We start from the raw sequence: 21,542 nt of genomic DNA, 5'->3' as shown, positions 1-21,542 counted from the left end.
CGGCCAGCGACGCGGCAAGGTGCGCGGCAGGCGCCGGGGGAGGGATCACCATGCCTGCACGCCGGGATGGAGATGCGGTAAAGGGTCCACGAAGGACACGGAGAGGACGTCGATGGGCTGCGCGGAGTCGGTCGCCTTCCTGCTTCTCCGCGGGCGCGCCGCGGCGAGCGAGCGATTCGAAGCGCTGATCCGACGCCATGTGCCGGACGTCGCCGTCGTCTTCGATCCCGAGCGCGCGCTGGAGCGGTGCCTGGGCGAGCCGCCGCCGGTGCTCGCCGTCGACTGGAGCGACCCGGCCGGCGCCGCGGCGTTCTGCGGCCGCGTGCGGGCGCAGCCCGGCGGCGAGGCGGTGTTCCTCCTCGCGATGACCGAGCGCGACGCGGACCTCGATGGGATCCTCGCGGCGAGCGCGAGCGATTTCCTGCTCGTGAGCAACGAGGGCGAGGGCGCTCGGGCGCGGCTCGCCGTCGCCCGCGAGCGCGCCGCGCGCGATGCCGCCGCGCGCCACGCGCTCGCGCAGACGCAGGCCCGCCTCGTCCTCGCCGGCCGCATGGCGAGCGTCGGCACGCTCGCCGCCGGGGTCGCCCACGAGATCAACAACCCCCTCGCGTTCGTCATCGCGAACGTCGACGCGACCCTCCGGCGCATCGGCTCGATGGAGCGGCGGAGCAGCGCTCCGCGCAGCAGACCGTGGGCCCGCCCTCACGCCGACGGCCGCGGGACATCGAGCGAGCTCTCCGAGGTGCTGAGCCTCCTGGAGGACGCCCGCGAGGGCGCAGAGCGGGTGCGGCTCATCGTGCGCGATCTCCACAGCTTCTCGCGCGCCGAAGAGGACCGCCGCGGGCCGGTCGACCCCCGGCGGGTGCTCGACTCCTGCGTTCACATGGCGATGAATGAGATCCGGCACCGCGCCCGCGTCGTCCGGAGCTTCCAGGACGTGCCGCCCGTCGAGGCGAACGAGCCGCGGCTCGCGCAGGTCTTCCTGAACCTCATCGTGAACGCTGCGCAGGCCATCCCCGAAGGGCTCGCCGAGCAGAACGTGATCGAGCTCTCCACGCGCTGCGATGCCGCGGGGTGGGTCGTCGTCGAGGTGCGCGACACCGGCGCCGGGATCGCGCCCGGATCGCTCGGGCGGATCTTCGAGCCGTTCTACACGAGCAAGGAAGCGGGCGAAGGGCTCGGCCTCGGGCTCGCGATCTGCCACGCCATCGTCGCGGCGCTGGGGGGTCGGATCGAGGTGGAGAGCCGCCATGGCGAGGGGAGCACGTTCCGCGTCATCCTCCCCGCCGCCACGGGCAGCGAGGCGCGCGCCCCGGCGGCCGCCGGCTCCGGCGCGTCGAGCGGGCGGCGCGAGAACGGCAGGCCCGCCGCGGCCGCGCCGGAGGCGGCGCCGCGACAGCGGGTCCTCATCATCGACGATGAGCCGATGCTCACGCGCGCCATCGCGGGGACGCTCGAGCCGCGGCACGAGACGACCGCCACCGCGAGCGCGCGCGACGCGCTCACCCGGATCCGCGCCGGGGAGCGCTACGACGCCATCCTGTGCGACCTCATGATGCCCGATATGACGGGGATGGATTTCTACGCATCGCTCGCCGAGCACGCACCCGAGCAGCAGCGCCGGGTCGTGTTCCTGACCGGCGGCGCCTTCACGGAGCGCAGCAAGGCGTTCCTGCAGCAGGTCAACGCCCGGCTGCTCCTGAAGCCGTTCGACGCGGCGACGCTGCTCTCGCTGGTCGACGAGGTCGTCTCCGCACCCTGACGCGCGCTGGGCTCCTCACGCGCCGCCGACCGCTCGTCCTGCGCCCTCCGGGGAGCGCGCCTTCTCGCGCCCTCAGTGATAGTCGCGCGATCGGAGCGTGACCTCCTCGCCGCTCGGCAGCTCCAGCCGCTCCAGCTCGCGCGCGACCACATGGATCACCTCCCCCTGCCGCTCGACCCGCCCGGCGACGAGCAAGAGCGCGGCGTGCCGCGCCACCTGGTAGTGATCTGCGAAGACCTGTTTCTGGACGATGACGTTGATCACGCCGGTCTCGTCCTCGAGTGTCACGAACGTCACGCCGCTCGCGGTCGCCGGCCGCTGGCGGCCGACCACCATCCCGGCGACCCGCACGCTCTCCCCGTTGCGCGCCGCCTTGATCTCCTCGGCGGTCCGCACGCGCCCGGCCCCGCGCCGCCGCTTGAGCGCCGGCCGCAGGTGCCGCATCGGGTGGTCGTGCAGCGACAGGCCCACGCGCCCGTAATCCAGCGCCAGCTGCTCCAGCGGCCTGAGCGGCGGAAGCCCGACGTCCTTGTCCCGCTCGATCGGCACGCCCTCGAACAACCCCTCCACGCGGGGCGCGCGCGCCCGCCAGAGCGCCTCTCTCCGGGCGGGCACCAGCGCGGCGAGCGCGCCCGCTTCGGCGAGCGCTTCCACCTCGTTCTTCTTCAGCTCTGTGCGCGTCACGAGATCCGGGAGGCTCGTGAACGGCGCCTCCTCTCGCGCGGCCACGATCGCGGCCCCAGCCGCCTCCCCGAGCCCCTTCACGAGGCGCATGCCGAGCCGCAGCGCCGGCCCCGCCGAGGGCTCGGCGCCGGGCTCGAGGGTCGCGTCCCACGCGCTCTGCGCCACGCACACCGGCCGCACGTCGACGCCGTGCCGCTGCGCGTCCTGCACAAGCGCCGACGGGCTGTAGAACCCCATCGGCTGCGCGTTGAGCAGCGCGCAGGTGAACGCCACCGGGTGGTGCACCTTGAGCCAGGCCGACGCGTACACAAGCAGCGCGAAGCTCGCCGCGTGCGACTCAGGGAAGCCGTACTCGCCGAAGCCCTGGATCTGCTGGTAGAGCATCTCCCCGAACCTCGCCGAGATCCCCCGCTCGGCGAAGCCCTGGATGAGCCGCCCGCGGTGACGCTCCAGGCGCCCGTGCTTCTTCCACGCCGCCATGTCGCGGCGCAGCTGATCGGCCTCGCCCGGCGTGTAGCCCGCGCCGACCATCGCGATCTGCATCACCTGCTCCTGGAAGAGCGGCACGCCGAGCGTGCGCTCCAGGATGGGATCCAGGCACGGGTGCGGCGACACCGGCGGCTCTTGCCCCGTCCGCCGGCGCAGGTAGGGGTGCACCATCCCGCCCTGGATGGGCCCGGGACGCACGATCGCCACCTCGATCACCAGATCGTAGAACTTGCTCGGCTTCAGCCGCGGGAGCATCGCCATCTGGGCGCGGCTCTCTATCTGGAACACCCCCACCGTGTCGGCCCGGCCGATCGCCTCGTAGACGGCCGGGTCCTCCGGCGGGATCTGCGCGAGCGCCGCGATCGGATCGAACGCGGCGCCTCGGCCTGCACGGACCGAGAGATCCGCGGACGCGGGGTCACGAGCCGCATGAGCCGAGGGGCCCGCGAGCTCGGCGTACCGGTCCGCGTGGATCAAGGCGAGCGCCTTGCGGATCGCCGTCAGCATGCCGAGGGCCAGGACGTCGATCTTGAAGAAGCCGAGATCGTCGAGGTCGTCCTTGTCCCACGGGATCACCGTGCGGCCCTCCATCCGCGCAGGCTCGACCGGGGCCACCTTGTGCAGCGGCTCCGACGACAGCACGAAGCCGCCGACGTGGATCGAGAGGTGGCGCGGGAAGCCCTCCAGCGCGCTCGCCATCAGGACGGTTTGCCGGACGCGCACGTCGTCCGGATCGAGGCCCGCCTCGCTCACCCGCTGCTCGGTGATGTCCGCCTCGTGGTGGAGCACGAGGCCGCTCAGCCTGTCGACCTGATCCGCCGAGAAACCGAACGCCTTGCCCACCTCGCGCAGCGCGCTCTTGCCGCGGTAGGCGATCACCTCCGAGACCATCGCCGCCCGGTCGCGGCCGTACATCTCGTAGATCGCCTGGATCACCTCCTCCCGGCGCTCGTGCTCGAAATCGACGTCGATGTCCGGCGGCTCGTTGCGCTCCTCCGACAGGAAGCGCTCGAAGAGCAGGTTGGACCGGGCCGGATCCACCGCCGTCACGCCGAGCACGAAGCACACCGCGCTGTTCGCCGCGCTCCCGCGGCCCTGGCAGAGGATCTGCCGCGCGCGGGCGATCTTCACGACCTGCTGCACGCTGAGGAAGTAGGGGGCCACGCCGAGCTTCGCGATCAGGGCGAGCTCCTTCTCGATCTGCGCGCGCACCTGCGGCGGCGTCCCCTCCGGGTAGCGGTCGCGGCAGCCCTCCTCGGTGAGGCGGCGCAGCGCCTGATCCGACGTCTCCCCCGGCATGCAGAGGGCGTCGCTCGGGAAGCTGTAGCGGAGCTCGGCCAGCGAGAAGCGGCAGCGGGACGCGACCTCCACCGTGCGCGCGACCCAGGCCGGATGATCGCGGAACAGCGCCGCCATCTGCGCGCCGGACCGCACGTACGCCTCCGCGTTCGGCGCGATCCGCGTCCCGGCTTGATCGAGCGTGGTCTTGGTCCGGATGCACGTGAGCACGTCGGCGAGCGGCTTGCGCGACGGGTGATGGTAGAGCGGGCGCGCGGTCGGCACCACGCAGGGGCCGTAGCGCCGCTCCGCCGCGAGGGCCGCCGCGACGCGCTCGCCGTCGCGGCGGTCGAGGTGCTTCCAGGTCGCGACGAGCGCGCGCTCGCCGAACGCGTCGCGCAGCGCGCCGATGAGTGCGCCGGAGACGGCCGCGGGCACGAGCGGATCGAGCGGCACGATCGCGGAGAGGCCCCGCGGCGCCGCCGCGATCGCCTCCGCCGAGAGGCTCGCCGTACCCTTCTCGCAATCGGCGTGCGCGATCGTGAGCAGCCGGCAGAGGTTCGCGTAACCCTCGCTGTCCTCGACCAGGAGGACCACCGAGGGCTGGACCTCCGGCGCGCGCTCGGCGCGTGGCGCGACGCGCTCGACCGCCGAGCGCGGCGCGCCGATCGTCAGCTCGGCCCCGACGATCACCCGCTGCTCGATCTTCTTCGCCGCCGTGTGCGCGCGGACGCTGCCGTAGATCCCGTCGCGATCGCAGAGCGCGAGCCCCTCGAGGCCGAGCTCCTTGGCGCGGTGCACGAGCTCCTCGGGGTGCGAGGCGCCCTCGAGGAACGAGAAGCAGGAGCGGCCGCACAGCTCCGCGAACGGCACCGAGGCGCCGGCGCTCACTCGCACCACCCCTGCAGGAAGGCCTCGCCCGTCGCGCGGTCGACGTAGATCCACGCCTCACCGCAGGAGCTCGCGCTCGCGCCGTCGCGGGGAGGGCGCAGCTCGCCGAGGCGCGCCGGGGCGGCCCTGCCGGACGGAGAGCCCGAGACCAGCCAGGCGCGCGCGTAATCGCGCGAGGCCGGCGTGGGCGTCCACCACTCCACCGCGTCGATCCGCATCACGAAGGAGAGCCGCTCGATCGCGTAGAGGTGCCGGTCGACCGCCACGATCGCCCCGCGCCCCACGCGGCCGAGCGGGATCGGCTGCGCGAGGAGCCGCGCGGGCTCCGGCGCCGGCGCGTCGGCCCCCTCCACGCGCTCGCCCGCGGCCGCCCCCTGCTCCGCCGCGGCCCGATCCCCCGCGGCGCGCGCGCGGGCAGCGGCGGACGCGCGCGCCGTGGCCGCCTCGTCCGCGACCGGCACGAGCCGCGAGCGCGCCTCGGGGCGGTGCGCATCGGCGATCTCCAGGACGCCCACCCGCTCCGCGCCGATCTCGGCCGAGAGCTCGGCCAGGAGCGCCGGCAGGCTGTCCGGATCGGCCGATCGGTCGCGCGACAGATCGAGCTGCACCCGGCGGGCGCGCGCGATGCGGGAGGCGATGAGGTGAACCCCCACCGCGGGCGCCGCGAGCTCGATCCGATCGAGCTTCGCCCTGAGCGGGCGGAGCAGGTCGCCCGCGTCCGAGAGGGGCACCGGCATGTCGACGTGGAAGCGCAGCGAAGGGCCGCGCTCCTCGTCTTCCAGGAGCGCGGCGACGTCGTCCTCGCGATCGCCGAGGCGGAGCCGCGCGATCGAGCGATCGTAGGCGATCGCCACGTTGAGCCGACCGCACGCCTCGCCGCGCGCGGCGAGCCGCGACGCGATCCGCGACGTCATGCCGCGCAGCACGAACAGGAGCGACTCGGCGCTCTCGACCGGCTCGTCGAAGAGCACCTCCTCCTCGATCAACCGGGGCACCTCGTACGGCAGGAGCGGCACGGGATCGCGGCCGGCGAGGAGCTCCATCACCTCGGCCGTCCGCGGGCCCAGCCGCGCCGCCGCCTGCGCCCGCGGCAGGCGCGCGAGATCCTCGACGCGGAGCACGCCGAGCCGGACGAGGAAGCTCGCCACCTCGCGCTCGACCGGGAGCGCCTGCACCGGCAGGGGCCCGATCGCCTGCGCCCCCTTGCCCGGCGGCGCGATCGGCGCCTCCGCCCCTGCCCCGCCGTCCGCGTGCGCGCCGAAGCGCGCCAGCGCCTGCGCGAGCCGCGGCCCGTCGGCGATCGCGAGCCGCGCCCGGTGGCCGAGCGCCGCCACGCGCTCGCCGAGATCGCCGAGCAGCGCCTCCTCGCCGCCGACGAGGTGCGACGCCCCGGTGATGTCGAGCCACACCGTGTCGTACGGGCCGTCGCCCCAGGGGCTCCGCGCCGCGCTCGCAGCGCGCTCACCAGCGCGGCCCGCCCGCGGCGCCCCCGCGCGCGCGCCGGCGCGCGCGGGGGCGCCCTGCTCGCCGAGCTGGATCGCCGCCGTCGCCCCGAGCCCGAGCGCCACCTCGGCGACCCGGCCGAGCGCCGCGTCCATCTCGGTGAACGTCACCCGGTGGATCGCGAGGTGCGCGACAAGCGCCGCCGCCTCGACGACCTTCTGCCCCGGCCTCACCCCGTACCGCCTCGCCTCGTCGTCGACGACGTCGATCACCGCCACCGGCGCCGCCGGCTCGCGCTCTGACCGCGCGCCGAGCGCCGCCCGGCGCTCCTCCTCGCCCCCGATGATCACCGCGAGCGGCGCCTTCCCGCTCGGTGAGACCGGTCCACGCTGCTTCACCAGCTCGCACGCGAGCTGCGGGAGCACGACCGCCACAATGCGCCTCGCCGCCATCGCCTCTCCTCCTTCACGCCCGCGACAGCGCGGGCCGCGTCTCGCTTCCCGCCGCCCGCTCCGCCTTCTCCCTCGATCGCTCCCCGAGCACCACCGGTGTCGGCGAGGTCACGCGCCCGCGGCGATCCTTGGCGACGCGGACCATCAACCGCCCCTCGGCGACCTGCTCGAGCTCCAGCCGCATCGCGACCGGCAGCGGCATCGGCCGCGCCGCCTGGCGATCGGTGAGGAGCAGGATCGTCCCGTCGCTCCCCTCGGTCGCCAGGGCGAGCTTGCGCACCACATTGACCCACCGCGCGAGGTCCTCCTCGCGGCGCCCCGCCGCGGGCGCACCCCGCTCCCCTTTCCCCGCGCCCTGACCGAAGGCCCCCGGGACCCCGGCCACGTCGATCACGAGCACCGCGAACGCCCGGCTCATCGCCATCCGGACCGCGACCTTGGCGAGCATCTCCACGGGGGGCCGCGCCACGAGCAGCCGGCTCAGGTCGACCCCCGCGCGCGCGACCGCCGGCGCGAAGAGCGAGCCGCTCGGGTCGATCCACGCGCACCACGCGCCCGCCGTCGCGCTCGTCCCGCGCAGCCGCGCCTCCACCTGCGCCGACGCGCACGCAGAGAGGGCGAGCGAGGTGGAGCGCCCCAGCCCCCGCGGCGCGGCGAGCTCCACGACCCCCCCGCGCGGAAGACCCCCTTCCGGGAGCGCGTCGTTGATTTCCTGTATACTGAGCGGCAGCGTCTTGGCGCGCGCTTCGAACTCGGGAAGGGTGTGGCGCAGGAGGTCCCGGGCGAGAGGGGCGGCAAGAGCGGCGGGCGACATACTGAACATGGTAACAGTGCCCTCGCGAAGCTGCCAACTTTGCTGGACGAACAAAGTCCTACCTGTGCCCGTCGCGTTCCCCTTTCGCCCTTCAGGACGGCGGAATGCCCTCGTCGGCGATCTGTGATCGGCAGGGTGACAGGACGGCGGGGTTGAGGGGAATGCCCGTCCTGGGTTCTTCAATAAGTTCGGCCCGCGGCCTGTCGACCTGGGGACCGTCGAGGGGTGGCACGGCGCTCCTGTTGGCGCGCTGGCGGAGCATCTACCGCTTCGGCGTCAATGCGGCGGAGCGGCCGCTCCGGGGACAGCGGCCGCTCCGGGGACGTCCCCGATGTAACGGGAGCTCGGCCGGATGAGCCGCCCCACGCGCCGCTGCTCGTCGATGTGGGCGCACCAGCCGGCGACCCTCCCCACCGCGAAGGTCGGCGAGAAGAGCGCGCGCGGCAGCCCGAGCGCGTCGAGCAGCACCGCCGTGTAGAACTCGACGTTCGCGCGCAGCGGGCGCTCCGGGTGTCGCGCGCGGAGGGCCGCCTCCGCCGCCCGCTCGACCGCGCGCGCCAGCGCGAGCCGGGCGCCTTGCGCCCCGCCGGCCGTCCGCCCGAGCCGCTCGATCGCCCGCTCGAGCACCGCCGCCCGCGGATCCCTCACCCGGTAGATCCGGTGCCCCATGCCCATGATCCGCCGCCGCGCCGCGAGCTCCGCCTGGATCCAGCGCTCGGCGCTGCCCGGGGACGGCGCACCGCCCTCGCCCGCCGCCCCGATGGCGTCGAGCATGTCGAGCACCGGCCCCGGCGCGCCGCCGTGGAGCGGCCCCTTCAGCGCGCCGATCGCCGCGACCACCGCCGAGATCGCGTCCGACCCCGTCGAGGTGACCACGCGCGCGGCGAAGGTGGACGCGTTCATGCCGTGATCCGAGACCGTCACGAGGTACGTATCGAGCTCGCGCGCCTCGGCCTCGCTCGCCGCCGCGCCGCGCACCATGCGCAGGTAGTCGGCCGAGAGCCGGAGCGCCGGATCGGGCGCGATCGGCTCCTCGCCCGCGCAGCGCCGCGACCAGGCCGCCGCGAACGTCGCGACCGCCCCGGCGATCGCCGCGGGCGGGGCGTCGCCCCGGTGGTGCGCGACCGCGGCGCGGAGCGCGTCCATGCCGTCGCCCGCGTCGAGCGCGTCCCCGAGCCGCCCGAGCAGCGCGAAGGCCCGCGTCCGCCCCTCGGCGATCGCTCCCCGGAGCGACTCCCGCGCAGGCGCCGACGGCAACGCGCCGCCCCAGAGCAGCCCGCACGCGTCCTCGAAGGTCACCCCGCCGTCGCCGGCGAGCGCCTCGACGTCGTGGCCGGCGAGGGTGAGCCTCCCCCGCTCCCCGTCCACCTCCGAGAGCCGCGTCTCCGCCACCACAACACCCTCCAGGCCGCTCGCGAGCGGCGCCGCCATGTCCCTCATTCCGATCACCTCCACCGAGGACATGTTGGGCATCGCATGGGGTTGATCAACCTTGATTGTACAATCAACCATGCACGCTATCGAAGCGCGTCGAGGATGCCGCCGGGCGCGGGTCGCCCAGCCCGCGCCTCCCCGGCTCGGGCGCGGCGCACGGTGGGCGCTCGCGGGCGGCGGCCAGGCGGCGCGCGGCCCGCGCCTGCGCGAAGAATCCCGGCGAGGACCGGGGAAGCCGGTGCTAGGAGGGACACAGGCGCCCGGCGATCCGCGGGCCGCGCCTCAGGCACCGGTGGACAGGATCTGGAGCTGACGTTGATGGGCCCTCATGGTTGATCTACCTGAATCGGAGCAGCGGCCCTCCGCGTACGTGACCGGCGCCGAGGCGGCGGAGCTGCTCGGCGTGAAGCGGGAGACGCTCTATGCGTACGCGAGCCGCGGCGTGCTCCGGGGCGTGCCCGGCGGGCGAGGGCGCGCGCGGCTCTACCTGAGGGCGGACATCGAGCGGCTCAGGGCGCGGCATGACGCGCGCGCCGGCCACGGCCCGGTCGCCGCCGAGGCGCTCCGGTGGGGCGAGCCGGTGCTCGAGTCGGCGCTCACCGCGATCGGCCCGCGCGGGCCCGTCTACCGGGGCAAGGAGGCGGTCGCGCTGGCGCTCGAGGACGTGCCGTTCGAGGCGGTCGCCGAGCTCCTGTGGACCGGCGAGCTGCCGGCGGAGGGCGCGCCGGCGGCGCGACCCGGTCGGCTGGGCGTCCGCCCGGCGAAGCTCGCGGCGCTCCTGCCGGAGGGCGCGCCGCCGTTCACCGCGCTCGCGCTCGTGGTGCCCGCGCTCGGCGCGCACGACGCGACCCGCCACGTGGGCGCGCCCTCGGGCGACGGGCGCATCCCCACGAGCGACGCGGAGCGCGCGCGGGCGCGGGCGCTCGTGCGATCGCTCGCGGCGCTCGTCGGCCTCGGGCGGGAGGCGGGCAGGGCGACCGCCGCCCTCGAGGCCGAGGGGACGGCGCGGCGCCTGCTCGTCGCCCTCGGCGCGAACCCCACGAAGAAGGCGGAGCGCGCCGTGAACCGGGCGCTGCTGGTCTCGGCCGATCACGAGCTGAACGCCTCGACGTTCGCGGTCCGGGTGGCCGCCTCCACCGGGGCCGACCTCTACGCCTGCGTCAGCGCCGGGCTCGCGGCGCTCTCCGGCCCGAGGCACGGCGGCGTCAGCGACCGGGTGGAGGCCCTGGTCGCCGAAGCAAGCCGGCCCGAGCGCGCCGCCGCCGCGGTCCACGAGCGGCTGCGCCGCGGCGAGCCCATCGCCGGCTTCGGGCACCGGCTCTACCCCGAGGGCGACCCCCGCGCCCGGGCGCTGCTCGACACGGCCCGGGCGCTCGCGCCGCAGAGCGCGGCGCTGCGCACGGTGCTCGCGCTCGTCGACGCGCTGCGCGACGCCGGCCACGACCCGCCGTCGCTCGACGTCGGCCTCGTCGCGATCGCTGCAGCGCTCGGCCTGCCGGCCGGCTCGGCGGCGGCGCTCTTCGCGGTGGGGCGCGCCGCGGGGTGGATCGCCCACGCGTTCGAGCAGCGGGAGGCCGGGTACATGCTGCGGCCCCGCGCCCGGTACACCGGGCCCTGATCGCCGCGCGCCCGCGCTCTAAAAATCGACCTGCATGCCGAGCTCGACCACCCGGTTGGGCGGCAGACCGAAGTACGCCGTGGCCGGCCGCGCGTTCCGCGAGATGAACGCGAACAGCCACTTCCGCCACCGGGACATCTTCGAGCTCCCCGTCGTCAGCAGCGTCTCCCGACCGAGATAGTAGCTCGTCCGCCCGAGATCGATGTGGAGCCCGTGCCGCTTGCACCCCTCCAGCACCGACGGGGCGTTCGGCGTCTGCATGAAGCCGTAGCACGCCGTCACCTGGTAGATGCCTTCGCCCCGCGGGATCACCGTCATGCGCCGCTCCGCCGGCACCTCCGGCACGTTCAGCGCCTGGATCGAGAGGAGCACAACCTGCTCGTGCAGCACCTGGTTGTGCTTCACGTGGTGCAGCAGGATCGGCGGCGTGCCCTCCGGGCTCGACGCCATGAAGACCGCCGTCCCGCGCACCCGGTGCGGCTTCACGCGCTTCACGTCCTCGAGGAACGTGTCGAGCGGCAAGATCACCGACTTGATCGCCGCGGCGAGGTGCTTGCGCCCCGTCTTCCACGTCGTCATCACCGTGAAGGTCGCCGCCCCCATCACGATGGGCACCCAGCCCCCGTGGAAGAACTTGGCGCTGTTCGCCGCGAAGAACGCGAGATCGATCACCAGGAAGAGCCCGGCCAGCGGGAGCGACTTCCAGACCGGCCAGCCCCACGTCTTCCGCGTGACCACGTAGTAGACCACCGTCGTGATCCCCATCGTGCCCGTGACGGCGATGCCGTACGCGGCCGCGAGCGCGCTCGAGCTCTTGAAGACGAGCACCAGCACGAGGCACGAGATCAGGAGCCCGCTGTTCACCTCGGGGATGTAGATCTGCCCGGCCTCGTCCTTCGAGGTGTGGATCACCGTGACGCGCGGGAAGTACCCGAGCTGCACCGCCTGCTGCGTCAGCGAGAAGGCACCGGAGATGAGCGCCTGGGACGCCACGACCGTCGCCGCGGTCGCGATCGCCACCGTGGGGTAGAGCGCCCACGACGGGACCAGCGCGTAGAACGGGTTCGCCGCGGCGGCCGGGTCCTCGAGGAGCTTGGCGCCCTGGCCGAAGTAGTTGATGAGCAGCCCCGGCCAGACGATTGTGTACCAGGTGTACTTGATCGGCCTGCGGCCGAAATGACCCATATCGGCGTACAGCGCCTCGCCGCCCGTGATGCAGAGGACGACCGCGCCGAGGATCAGGAAGCCGTGCACGTTGTTCTCGACGAAGAAGCTCACCGCGTAGGTCGGTGAGACAGCCCGGAGCACGCCGGGGCTGTGGAGGATCTCCTTGGCCCCGAGCAGCGTGAGCGCCACGAACCACACGAGCGTCACCGGCCCGAAGATCGTCCCGACGCCGGCCGTGCCGCGCTTCTGCACGAGAAACACGGCGAGCAGCACGACGCACGTGATCGGCACGACGGCGGGCTTCAGCGTCGACGTCGCGACCTCGAGGCCCTCCACCGCCGAGAGCACCGAGATCGCTGGCGTGATCACGCCGTCGCCGTAGAGGAGCGCGGCGCCGAAGAGGACGAGGAGCACGAGGAGGCCGCGACCCTCGCCCTTGCGCTCGCTGCTCGGGACGAGCGCGAGCAGCGCGAGGATGCCGCCCGCCCCCTCGTTGTCAGCCCGCGTGATGAACGTCACGTATTTGACGGTCACCACCATCATCAGCGACCAGAACATCAGCGAGAGCACGCCGAGCACGTTCTGCGGCGTCGGAGCGACGTGATGCGGGCTGATCGGGCTGAAGCACTCCTTCATCGCGTAGAGGGGGCTCGTCCCGATGTCGCCGTAGACGACCCCGAGCGCCGCGAGCATCAGCGGCCACGTCTTCTTCGGGCTCGATCCGCGAGCACCCTCGGCCGACGCAGACGCCGCGGGGCGCTCTGCGCCCGGGGCCGGTTGTGGGCTTGTCGTCATGGGGCGCGAATCCTACTCCATCGCGAGCGCCCCCCGCGAGGAGGCGGGGCGCGCCGTCTCAGCCGAGCGCGCGCGCCGCCGCGGTGAGATCGTCGATGAAGCGGGAGAGCTCGGCTTGCCTGGAAGCCTCGTCCGGCATGCGCAGGATCGACGCGGGGTGCACGGTCGCCAGCGTGCGCGGCGCGAGCGGCGAGGCGACGATCCGGCCGCGATCGCGCGTGACCCGGAACGAGCTGCCGAGCAGCGCCTGCGCCGCCGTCGCGCCGAGGCACACCACGATCGCCGGCTGCACCGCCGCGATCTCCGCGGCGAGCCAGGGAAGGCACGCGCGGATCTCGCGCGCGTCCGGCTTCTTGTGGATGCGGCGCTTGCCGCGCGGCTCCCACTTGAAGTGCTTGACCACGTTGGTCACATACGCCCGGCGCCGATCGATCCCCGCCGCCTCGAGCGCGCGGTCGAGCAGCTGCCCCGCCGGGCCCACGAACGGCTTACCGGCCAGATCCTCCTTGTCGCCCGGTTGCTCGCCGACGAGGAGCACGTCCGAGCGCGCCGCGCCCTCGCCGAACACCGTCTGCGTCCCCCGCTCCCAGAGCGGGCACGCCCGGCAGCCCGCGGCGGCTTCGCGCAGGCGCGGCAACGAAGGATCGCTGGGGACCAGGGCCGCCGCCGTCGCCTCGCCGGCACCGGCGTCGCGCCCTGCGGCATTTCGTCTCGCCACGGTCGCCATGGATTCCCCTGGAGCATCGCGCGTGCCACCGCGCGGCGGCGCGCTCGAACGCGCGGCGCCGCGCTCGAACGCGCCGCGTCGCGAGGAAGCGCGGCCGAGCCGTCTTGACGGCTCCGGGTGGCCTTCCCATAGTGCCCAGGTCCCTCGAATTGACCCACCAGTCATAATGCCCCGCCTCGCCGATCGCCGCGCCAGGATCGAGTTGCTCCGCGCCGCCGAGGCGGCCTTCACCGAGCGCGGCCTGACCGCGGCGAGGGTCGAGGACATCACCGAGCGGGCCGGCGTCTCGAAGGGCGCTTTCTACCTGCACTTCCACAGCAAGGACGACTGCTTCAAGCAGATCGTCGAGACCTTCATCGCGCGGCTCGCGGGGTGCGTGGAGCTGCCGCTCATCGCCATCGAGGGCGTCGATCGAGCCCCGCTGAGCGAGTACTTCAAGCGGCTCCTCGCCCACGACATCGAGGTGCTCGAGTTCTGCTGGCAGAACCGGGCGCTCCTCAAGATGATGCAAGCAGGCGGCGGCGGGGCCCCCTACGCCTACCTGATCGACGAGTTCGCCCAGCGCGTCGCGTGCCTCGTGGAGAGCCGCGTCCGGTACGCGATCGACATCGGCCTCTACCGGCGCGACCTCGATCCGAGCGTCATCGCGGCGCTCATCTCGGGCGCCTTCGATCGCCTGGTCCGCAAGCTCATCGACGCGCCCTCCAGGCCAGATATCGCCGACTGGTGTGCGCAGGTGCTCCAGCTCTTCATGCACGGCCTGCTCACCCCGGAGGCGCGCGCCGTCGCTGACCTGTCGGTCACGGAAGCGCCGCCGCGCAGCGCGCGGCAGACCGCCGGCTCGGCTCCTGCATCAGGCCCGAGCCGCGAGCGCCGGCGCTCGAAGGCCAAGACGACCTGAGGCGCGCGCCACCTGCCCGCGGCCCTCGGCGACGGCTGCGGTGCGCGCCGACCACGGCCCGTCGTCAACCGGCGACGGTGAGCCGAGCCCGCCGTCGACCGCCACGGCGCCGGAAGTAGGGAATTACCTGAGCCAGCACGCGGATCCCCGGTTCAAACACGGCCAATGTACAGGAAATCCCTGACCAGTGATTCCTCATTGCCCTAGCGGTCGGTCGAGCTGCAGCTGAGGTAGAGCTAACAGTCAACCGGGACTTCGGCCTCGGGACATGAGGGGAGGATCGGGGAGTCGGAGGGGAACCGCCCGGGCGACCCGGAGGAGCGCAGCCTTGGGGGGAGCGGTCCTGATCGTTCAACCGCGCCATGGTGACCATCGCGCGCTCTGTCCGATAACAGGCGCTCTCCGGGCGGTTCTCCGCAGGGGAACGGGGCTGTCGAGGGGGGCTGTATGAGCACACGATCGGGTTGCGACAGACGGTTGATCCAGGAGCTGATCCGGCAGACGTGCCGTTCGCTCCAGTGGCGCGCCGACACGGAGACGTCGATCGCGGACAGGATCGAGGTCGCCCTCGCCGAGCACGCGCTCCACGTCTCCACCCCCGACGTCGACCTGCGCGTCCGGCTGACCCGGGACTTCGCGCTCGCCATCGCGATACGCGTGCTCACCTTCGGCGATGACGCCGAGGAGTCCCTGTGCAAAGCCCTCTTTCAGGACAGGTCGCTCATGGCGGAGCTCGTGAAGTCAGAGTGGCAGCTCGTGCGCACCGCCTGCAGAACGGCCGAGCGGACCGCCGGAAGGCTGGTGCTGCTCACGACGGTACCTGAGGCGTGAGGCGGAGCGCAGGACGCGCCCCCAGAGCTCGCGCGGAGGGCTCACGGCGGCAGACCGGCGGGAACGTGACACAGCGGCGTACTCGCATCCTCGACCCGGCGCCACGACGAGCTGGCCCCTGGAAGCTGCTGTCAAGAAGAGCGAGGAACACCGCATGACGCGGCCAGGCCCACGAGGCGATGCAGATGGCGCCCCAGACCACCTACAGCATCTACGTTCGCTTCCGGGGCAGGCGGCTCGCGCTCATGAAGCACATCCGCTCGCTCGAGACGGCGCGCGCCTCGTTGCGGGCCCTGCGAGCCGAGCGGTTCCACGACGCGGATCAGGTGTTCCTCGTCAACGACGCGACGAAGCAGGTTGTCGACGAGCGGGGGTGGGAAGACGGCCGGGAGCCCAGCGCGGACCGGGAGCTCAGCGTCAACCTCCGAATAGGGGTCGATGACCAGCACGGGGAGCGCGCGCATGAGGCGGGGAGTCAGGCGGATCGAGCGCTGCGGGAGGCGCACGAGGCCCCCGCGCCGTGCGCGGCGCCCGCCGAGCACGAGGCGCGGGCCGAGGACAAGGCGCGGCGCGAGCCGCCGGAGAGGAGGTTGCCGAAGGTCGAGAGCCCGGAACCCCCGCGCACACGTCTGCGCCGCGCGATGGCCGCAGCCCAGGTCGCCCGGGCGCGCCACGACGCCGCGCTGGAAGCCATGACCAGGCTCCAGCCCAGCGGGAAGATGGATGAGAAGACGCTGGTGAGGCTCAACGACTCCGCTCGCATGGCGTCCGACCGATCGGCGCACGTCATCGAGCAGATCGAGCAACTCCTGAAGCGCCTGGAAGGGGCGCGCTGAGCAAGATGGGGTGGTCGCCAGGCGCCGTGTCCGGCGCTCCGCACCGGCAAGAGCAGGCACGTTGACCGATCGCTCGCAGCAACCCTGGCTTCGACCCTGTCAGATCCCGCGGCAGCGAGACGCATGAGAGAGCGCTTAACCGTTCAAGCCAACAATGCCGGAACAGAAGAAGCCACGCCGGACGCAATTCAGTGCACCGGGCCACAGCGACGCCGCGCCCCATGCCGGCAGGGCGGCTGCGCCGAGGCGCGCGCCGGACCCGCTTCAGGACGCCGACGAGGAGGCCGCGGCGGGCGAGCCGCGCTCCGGGAACGAGCGGCGCTTTCCGGTCGTCTGCGTCGTCGCGTCGGCCGGTGGACGCGGCGCGATCGCGGAGCTCCTCCGGCGGATGCCGAGCAGGGACACGAGCCTCTCCCTCGTGCTGAGCTACAGCGCAGATCCTGGGGAGATCCCGGTCCTCGAGCTCGCGGCGCAGAGCAGCCCGCTCCCCGTGACCGAGCTTCGACGAGGGGCGAGGCTCATGCCAGGTCACGTCCATGTCCTGCCCCCGGATACACATGCGACGCTCGACGGTGTGCGCGTCGAGCTCGCGCCGCGCGGCGAGGGCGGCCCGAGCCCTGCCGATACTTTCCTGCGCTCGCTCGCGATCGAGCTGGGGTCGAGCGCGGTGGGCGTCGTGCTGTCCGGCGTCGGGAGCGAAGGTGCCCTCGGGCTCAAGGATGTGAAGGCGGAGGGCGGTGTCACGTTCGCGGAAGATCCGCGCACCGCCGAGCGGCCGGCGCTCCCGCGCAACGCCATCGCGGCCGGAGGCGTCGACTTCCCCCTCGGCGTCGAGGCGATCGCGGCGGAGCTCGTGAGGATGGGCCGCCCCGGTCGCGCGCTCACCCCGTGGCTCGCGCAGGGCGCATCCCTAGGGGTGGACCCGGATCTCGGCAAGCTCTTCAGGCTGCTTCACGCCGCGATGGGCGTGGACTTCAGCCACTATAAAAAGAGCACGCTGAAGCGCCGCATCCAGCGTCGAATGACGCTCCACAAGCTCGCTGCCCTGCAGGAGTACCTCGATCAACTGAGAGCGGACCCGGACGAGCTCGAGCATCTCTACCAGGAGCTCCTCATCAAGGTGACCACGTTCTTTCGCGATCCGGGCGCCTTCGCCGCGCTGAAGACCCACGTGTTCCCGGTGCTCATGCACAAGAGGCCGCAGGATTCCCCTGTTCGCCTCTGGGTGCCGGGCTGCTCGACGGGCGAGGAGGTTTACTCTCTCGCGATCTCGCTGCTCGAGTTCCTCGAAGCCGACGCGAGCGACAACGCGGTCCAGATCTTCGGCACCGACCTGAGCGAGGCCGCCATCCAGCAGGCGCGCGCCGGGATCTACGTCGATAGCATCTCGTTCGACGTCTCGCCCGGCCGGCTGCGCCGCTTCTTCGTCAGGGTGCACGGTGGCTTCCAGGTCAACAAAGCGGTCCGCGACCTGTGCATCTTCTCGCGCCACAACGCCGCGGCCGACCCGCCCCTCGCGAAGCTCGATCTCATCAGCTGTCGCAACCTGATGATCTACCTGGAGCCGAGCCTGCAGCGCCGGCTGCTGCACACCTTCCACCAGGCCCTCAAGCCCACGGGCTTCTTGCTCCTCGGCTCCTCCGAGAGCATCAGCACGATGTCCGACCTGTTCGGGGTCGTGGACAGGACCCACAGGATCTTCTGCAAGCGCGCCACCTCCGAGGGGACCTGCTCGCCCGGCCTCCCCGCCGCGCCCGCGCCCGCGCTGGAGCCCGCGCCCGCGCTGGAGCCCGCGCCCGCGCTGGAGCCCGCGCCCGCGCTGGAGCCCGCGCCCGCGCTGGAGCCCGCGCCCGCGCTGGAGCCCGCGCCCGCGCTGGAGCCCGCGCCCGCGCTGGAGCCCGCGCCCGCGCTGGAGAAGGAGAAGCCACGGAGCGCCGAGGGGCTCATCATGGACGCGGTGCGCCAGGAGGCCGACGCCATCGTCATGGCGCGCTACGCCCCCGCCGGCGTGGTGATCGACGAGGAGATGCAGATCGTCCAGTTCCGGGGCAAGACAGGGCCCTACCTCGAGCCGGCGCCGGGCGACGCCAGCCTGCACCTCTTCAAGATGGCCCGGGAGGGGCTCCTGCTCAGCCTCCGGGCTGCCATCGACGCATCGATGAACTCGGGCGCGATGGCCCGCAAGGAGCAGATCAAGGTCCGGCAGGGAGACAGGCGCCGGGACGTTGACGTCGAGGTGTGGCCGCTCAAGGTGCGGCTCCCGCAGGGGCGCTGTTTCCTCGTCGTCTTCTCCGAGTCGGGCGGGCCCTGGCTGGATCGGCCGGGCGACGATCCGGCCCAGAGCGATCCCCGGAAGGATCTGGAGATCGCCCAGCTCCGCAGGGAGCTCGTGACCACGAGGGAGTACCTCCAGTCGCTCATCGATGAGCTGGAGGCAACGAACGAGGAGCTCCTCTGCACGAACGAGGAGCTCCTCGCGAGCAACGACGAGCTGCACCGGATGAACGACGCGCTCGAGTCCGCCCACGAAGAGCTCCGGTCGACGAACCAGGAGCTGACGGCCATCAACGAGGAGCTCTGCAGCAGCAACGTCGCGCTCGGGCTCGCCAACGACGATCTGCGCAACCTCCTCGGCAGCATGAACATCCCGGTCCTGATGCTCGACGCCGACCTCCGGATCCGCCGCGTCGCCGGCGCGGCCGACAAGCTGCTCGGCCTCGTCGCGAGCGACGTGGGCAGGTCGATCCTCGAGGTGAAGCCGAGGAGCGCGGCCGACATCGCGCCCGTCGTCGCCGAGGTGCTCGACACGAGGAGCACCGTCGAGCGGCAGGTCGAGGATCGCGAGGGGCGCCTCTATCTCATGCGAGCGCGTCCCTTCCGGACCACCGGGAACGAGGTGGACGGCGCGGTGATCTGCTGGCTGGAAAGCGACGCGCCGAGGCGCGCCGGGCGCGAGCTCGCGGGCGCGCGCGATCGCATCTCCGCCGTCTTCGAGGTGCTGCGCCACCCGTTCCTCCTGCTCGACGGCGAGCTCCGGATCCGCGCGGCGACCCGGCGGTACTGCGAGCTGTTGATGGTCCCGCTCGGGGACATCGAGGGGCGGCCCCTCTCGGCCATCGACGCCGGGTGGAACACCCCGCAGCTGGAGCAGCGGCTCCGGGACGTCCTCCGCCGCAGCACCGCGCTCGTCGACTTCCGCCTCGAGGCCGTGCTCGCGCACGCCGGGCGGCGGACGCTGTCGTTCTCCGCCTTCCGGCTCCAGGCCGACGAGGGCGAGCTCCCGGCGCTGCTGCTCGTCGTCGAGGACAGGACGGGGCCCGAGAAGGACGAGCCCCCTCCGGCGGGGCTACGACCAGCGCGCCGCGCCGGCCCTGACTGACGCGCTCACCGCCGCCGCGCCCGCCAGTCCCCCGAGTCGATGCGGGGACACCCCAGCGCCTGGCCCGCGGGCATCAGGTACGCCTCGCAGGGCGCGCCCCCGTCGAGCAGGATCGGCTCGCGCCGGAAGAGATCGGGGCAGCCCTCGTAGACGTCGAGCGAGGCGAGCGTCTCCCGATCCGGCTCGTAGAGCTCCCCGAGGACGGCGTTCGAGCCCCCGCGCACGAGCGCCGGGTAGGCGCCGAGGTCGGCGAGCTCGAACGACCGGGCGGTGCGGGCGACCCCGAGGTAGCACGCGCGCCCGAGCAGCCCGTGCGAGCGCTCGCCCCGCATCAGCGTGCCGTAGACGAACAGGGGCACGGCGCCGTCACCGGCAGTGCTGTTCGACCGCGGCGAGCAGCTGCTCGAGGTTGATCGGCTTCTTGAGGAACTGCGCGGCGCCGAGCGAGGACACGAACTCGTCGCGGCCTGTCGCCGAGATGATCACCACCGGGATCGACGCGAGCTCCGGGTCCTTCTTCTGCTCTGCCCTGAACTGCCAGCCATCCATGATGGGCATCATGAGATCGAGCAGGATGAGGCCAGGCCTGGGATCCGTTCGAAGCGCGCTGAGCGCCTCGCCGCCGTGCGCCGCCGACGCGACGGCGTAGCCCTCCTCTTGCAGGAGCTCGGCGAGGGTCTCTCGAATATCCGGATCATCATCGACAACGAGGATCCTCTTCAAGGGAGTGGCAGGCACGGTGCATCAACCACTATGCGAAAGCCTGACGTCACGGCGAAACAGGGAAAGCCCTGAATCCCTGCTCGGGGTCCGCTTGATCAGGCCTGTTCTGCGAGGAAGGGGGCGCATGAAGGTCTCTCTGCGGCAATGGGCGCCGCGGGGGCATCTCGGAGCGGAGCCTGCTCGATCGACGCCCCTCACGCCGTGGACCCGCGCGGAGTCAACGGTCCTCAAGCCGGACAGGTCAGGCAGGAGGGGTTCGGGCGTGCGCATCGTGCTCGATCGTCGGCGGTCGAGCCCGATGTTACAGCAGGGTCGCGCTCCGGCGAAGCCGCTCTCTGTCCGATCTGCGGCCTGCCAGGGTGAGCATCGCGCGGCTCGGTCGCGCTCCACCACGTCATGAGCCTGCGATCGTACCACCGGCGCGGTGGTGCGCAGCAGCGCGGCTCACCGGAACAGCGGCGCGAGACGCGCGGCGTGGATGCGTGGATCGAACGGGCAGCGTCAGCCTTCCTGGCCCGCGGAGCCGAGCACCACCTTCGAAAGGGTGCTCAGCAGCACATCGATGTCCACCGGCTTCGGGATGAGCGCGGCCGCGTGCAGCCGCTCGGCGATCGCCTGCATCTCGTGGGGCAGGCGAGCCGAGAAGATCATGAGGGGAGAGGGCGTGCCGAGCCCCGCGATCTCGGAGACGAACCGGTCCGTCGTCATGCCCGGCATCGTCAGATCGAGGAGAACGGCGTGGAAGCGTCGCTCCGCGAGCGCGTCGAGCACCGCGCGCGCGGTCGCGGTCAGCTCGACCTCGTACCCTTCCAGCGTCAGGAGCTCCTGCAGCATTGCCGCAGTGTCAACGTCGTCCTCTGCAACCAGGATCACGTGCTTGCCACACATGGCTCCCCTCGGCTTTCCTCGGAAACGGGGGCCGCTCCGCAGGGCGGCGCGCCCTCTTTCCCCCACGCACGGAGGAGCGACGCGTCGACGCGACGCGAGCCCCCACTGGCCAGCAGCCGGCGCAGCGCAGGCCCGCTCGATGACGATGACCGACCCGGCGTGACGAATCACCCGGGCGAACGGATCTGCGCAGTTCAGAGCGCTCGCCGCGGCGCGCTACGTCCACGCCACGAAGCGCGCAACCCGACAGACCGCCGCACTCCGGCGATCCGGTACGTTCCTTTCCCCCTCTTTCGCCCCGGGCACTATGAAAGCCCGGACGCGCTCCGGATGCAACTCCGGACGCGAGCGCCGGACGTAAGCCTGGGCGTAACCCCGCACGCCCTCGGAGCGGACGGGAGCGGGAGCAAACAGAGAGCGCGAACGGACT

At 72.8% G+C, this 21,542-nt stretch carries 15 protein-coding genes; 6 read left to right on the top strand and 9 right to left on the bottom strand.

Features of this window, described 5'->3' with window-relative positions; genetic code table 11:
* The first annotated feature begins 112 nt into the window (after positions 1-112).
* A complete protein-coding gene (locus tag WMF36_RS09130; RefSeq protein WP_437579226.1) occupies positions 113-1,762 on the top strand; it encodes an ATP-binding protein in 1,650 nt (549 codons plus the stop codon).
* 72 nt (positions 1,763-1,834) lie between these two features.
* On the opposite strand, the gene WMF36_RS09125 is transcribed toward WMF36_RS09130, so the two are convergent.
* From WMF36_RS09125 to WMF36_RS09110, 4 genes are all read right to left on the bottom strand, one after another.
* Positions 1,835-5,104 (bottom strand): error-prone DNA polymerase, encoded by a 3,270-nt coding sequence (locus WMF36_RS09125; protein ID WP_437579225.1) that lies wholly within the window; start codon positions 5,102-5,104, stop codon positions 1,835-1,837.
* Positions 5,101-6,999 (bottom strand): DinB/UmuC family translesion DNA polymerase, encoded by a 1,899-nt coding sequence (locus WMF36_RS09120; protein ID WP_437579224.1) that lies wholly within the window; start codon positions 6,997-6,999, stop codon positions 5,101-5,103. The genes WMF36_RS09125 and WMF36_RS09120 overlap by 4 nt, the downstream gene beginning before the upstream one ends.
* A gap of 13 nt (positions 7,000-7,012) precedes the next feature.
* Positions 7,013-7,813 (bottom strand): recombinase A, encoded by an 801-nt coding sequence (locus WMF36_RS09115; protein ID WP_437581874.1) that lies wholly within the window; start codon positions 7,811-7,813, stop codon positions 7,013-7,015.
* Positions 7,814-8,089: 276 nt separating this feature from the next.
* Positions 8,090-9,277 carry a citrate synthase gene (locus tag WMF36_RS09110; protein ID WP_437581873.1) on the bottom strand — a complete coding sequence of 396 codons (1,188 nt, stop codon included), beginning with the start codon at positions 9,275-9,277 and terminating at the stop codon, positions 8,090-8,092.
* A 298-nt stretch (positions 9,278-9,575) separates the two neighbouring features.
* Between WMF36_RS09110 and WMF36_RS09105 the strand changes: the two genes are divergently transcribed.
* The gene (locus WMF36_RS09105; protein WP_437579223.1) at positions 9,576-10,865 is read left to right on the top strand and encodes a citrate synthase family protein; all 1,290 of its coding nucleotides are present in this window, start codon (positions 9,576-9,578) and stop codon (positions 10,863-10,865) included.
* Between the two features lie 18 nt (positions 10,866-10,883).
* Here the strand turns inward: WMF36_RS09105 and WMF36_RS09100 are convergent, their stop codons facing one another.
* Together WMF36_RS09100 and WMF36_RS09095 are read right to left on the bottom strand one after the other, a co-directional pair.
* Entirely contained in the window at positions 10,884-12,827 is a 1,944-nt protein-coding gene (locus tag WMF36_RS09100) for a potassium transporter Kup (RefSeq protein ID WP_437579222.1), read from the bottom strand.
* Positions 12,828-12,885: 58 nt separating this feature from the next.
* Positions 12,886-13,554: a UdgX family uracil-DNA binding protein gene (locus WMF36_RS09095; RefSeq protein ID WP_437579221.1), complete on the bottom strand. Its 669-nt coding sequence runs from the start codon at positions 13,552-13,554 to the stop codon at positions 12,886-12,888.
* A 166-nt stretch (positions 13,555-13,720) separates the two neighbouring features.
* On the opposite strand from WMF36_RS09095, the gene WMF36_RS09090 reads away from it, so the two are divergent.
* From WMF36_RS09090 to WMF36_RS09075, 4 genes are all read left to right on the top strand, one after another.
* Complete coding sequence (locus tag WMF36_RS09090; protein WP_437579220.1) at positions 13,721-14,455, top strand: TetR/AcrR family transcriptional regulator; 735 nt, start codon at positions 13,721-13,723, stop codon at positions 14,453-14,455.
* Positions 14,456-14,902: 447 nt separating this feature from the next.
* The gene (locus WMF36_RS09085) at positions 14,903-15,286 is read left to right on the top strand and encodes a hypothetical protein (RefSeq protein WP_437579219.1); all 384 of its coding nucleotides are present in this window, start codon (positions 14,903-14,905) and stop codon (positions 15,284-15,286) included.
* Between the two features lie 185 nt (positions 15,287-15,471).
* Positions 15,472-16,122: a hypothetical protein gene (locus tag WMF36_RS09080; protein ID WP_437579218.1), complete on the top strand. Its 651-nt coding sequence runs from the start codon at positions 15,472-15,474 to the stop codon at positions 16,120-16,122.
* Positions 16,123-16,276: 154 nt separating this feature from the next.
* Positions 16,277-19,501, top strand: a complete 3,225-nt coding sequence (locus WMF36_RS09075; protein WP_437579217.1) for a CheR family methyltransferase — start codon at positions 16,277-16,279, stop codon at positions 19,499-19,501.
* A gap of 5 nt (positions 19,502-19,506) precedes the next feature.
* Here WMF36_RS09075 and WMF36_RS09070 read toward each other — a convergent pair whose 3' ends face one another.
* From WMF36_RS09070 to WMF36_RS09060, 3 genes are all read right to left on the bottom strand, one after another.
* A complete protein-coding gene (locus WMF36_RS09070) occupies positions 19,507-19,860 on the bottom strand; it encodes a gamma-glutamylcyclotransferase family protein (protein WP_437579216.1) in 354 nt (117 codons plus the stop codon).
* Positions 19,861-19,867: 7 nt separating this feature from the next.
* Positions 19,868-20,224 carry a response regulator gene (locus tag WMF36_RS09065; RefSeq protein ID WP_437488538.1) on the bottom strand — a complete coding sequence of 119 codons (357 nt, stop codon included), beginning with the start codon at positions 20,222-20,224 and terminating at the stop codon, positions 19,868-19,870.
* Between the two features lie 501 nt (positions 20,225-20,725).
* Positions 20,726-21,112, bottom strand: a complete 387-nt coding sequence (locus WMF36_RS09060; RefSeq protein WP_437579215.1) for a response regulator — start codon at positions 21,110-21,112, stop codon at positions 20,726-20,728.
* Positions 21,113-21,542 lie beyond the last annotated feature (430 nt).

It is taken from the genome of Sorangium sp. So ce887 (assembly GCF_051521455.1).
Taxonomy (GTDB): Bacteria; Myxococcota_A; Polyangia; order Polyangiales; family Polyangiaceae; genus Sorangium.
The sequence above is the reverse complement of the archived record's forward strand: the minus strand, read 5'-3'. Positions and strand labels throughout refer to the sequence as shown.

Coding starts and splice junctions, on each gene's coding strand:
- WMF36_RS09130 (WP_437579226.1), top strand. CDS start 113: ATGGGCTGCGCGGAGTCGGTCGCCTTCCTGCTTCTCCGCGGGCGCGCC.
- WMF36_RS09120 (WP_437579224.1), bottom strand. CDS start 6,999: ATGGCGGCGAGGCGCATTGTGGCGGTCGTGCTCCCGCAGCTCGCGTGC.
- WMF36_RS09115 (WP_437581874.1), bottom strand. CDS start 7,813: ATGTCGCCCGCCGCTCTTGCCGCCCCTCTCGCCCGGGACCTCCTGCGC.
- WMF36_RS09110 (WP_437581873.1), bottom strand. CDS start 9,277: ATGTCCTCGGTGGAGGTGATCGGAATGAGGGACATGGCGGCGCCGCTC.
- WMF36_RS09105 (WP_437579223.1), top strand. CDS start 9,576: ATGGTTGATCTACCTGAATCGGAGCAGCGGCCCTCCGCGTACGTGACC.
- WMF36_RS09100 (WP_437579222.1), bottom strand. CDS start 12,827: ATGACGACAAGCCCACAACCGGCCCCGGGCGCAGAGCGCCCCGCGGCG.
- WMF36_RS09095 (WP_437579221.1), bottom strand. CDS start 13,554: ATGGCGACCGTGGCGAGACGAAATGCCGCAGGGCGCGACGCCGGTGCC.
- WMF36_RS09090 (WP_437579220.1), top strand. CDS start 13,721: ATGCCCCGCCTCGCCGATCGCCGCGCCAGGATCGAGTTGCTCCGCGCC.
- WMF36_RS09085 (WP_437579219.1), top strand. CDS start 14,903: ATGAGCACACGATCGGGTTGCGACAGACGGTTGATCCAGGAGCTGATC.
- WMF36_RS09080 (WP_437579218.1), top strand. CDS start 15,472: ATGGCGCCCCAGACCACCTACAGCATCTACGTTCGCTTCCGGGGCAGG.
- WMF36_RS09075 (WP_437579217.1), top strand. CDS start 16,277: ATGCCGGAACAGAAGAAGCCACGCCGGACGCAATTCAGTGCACCGGGC.
- WMF36_RS09060 (WP_437579215.1), bottom strand. CDS start 21,112: ATGTGTGGCAAGCACGTGATCCTGGTTGCAGAGGACGACGTTGACACT.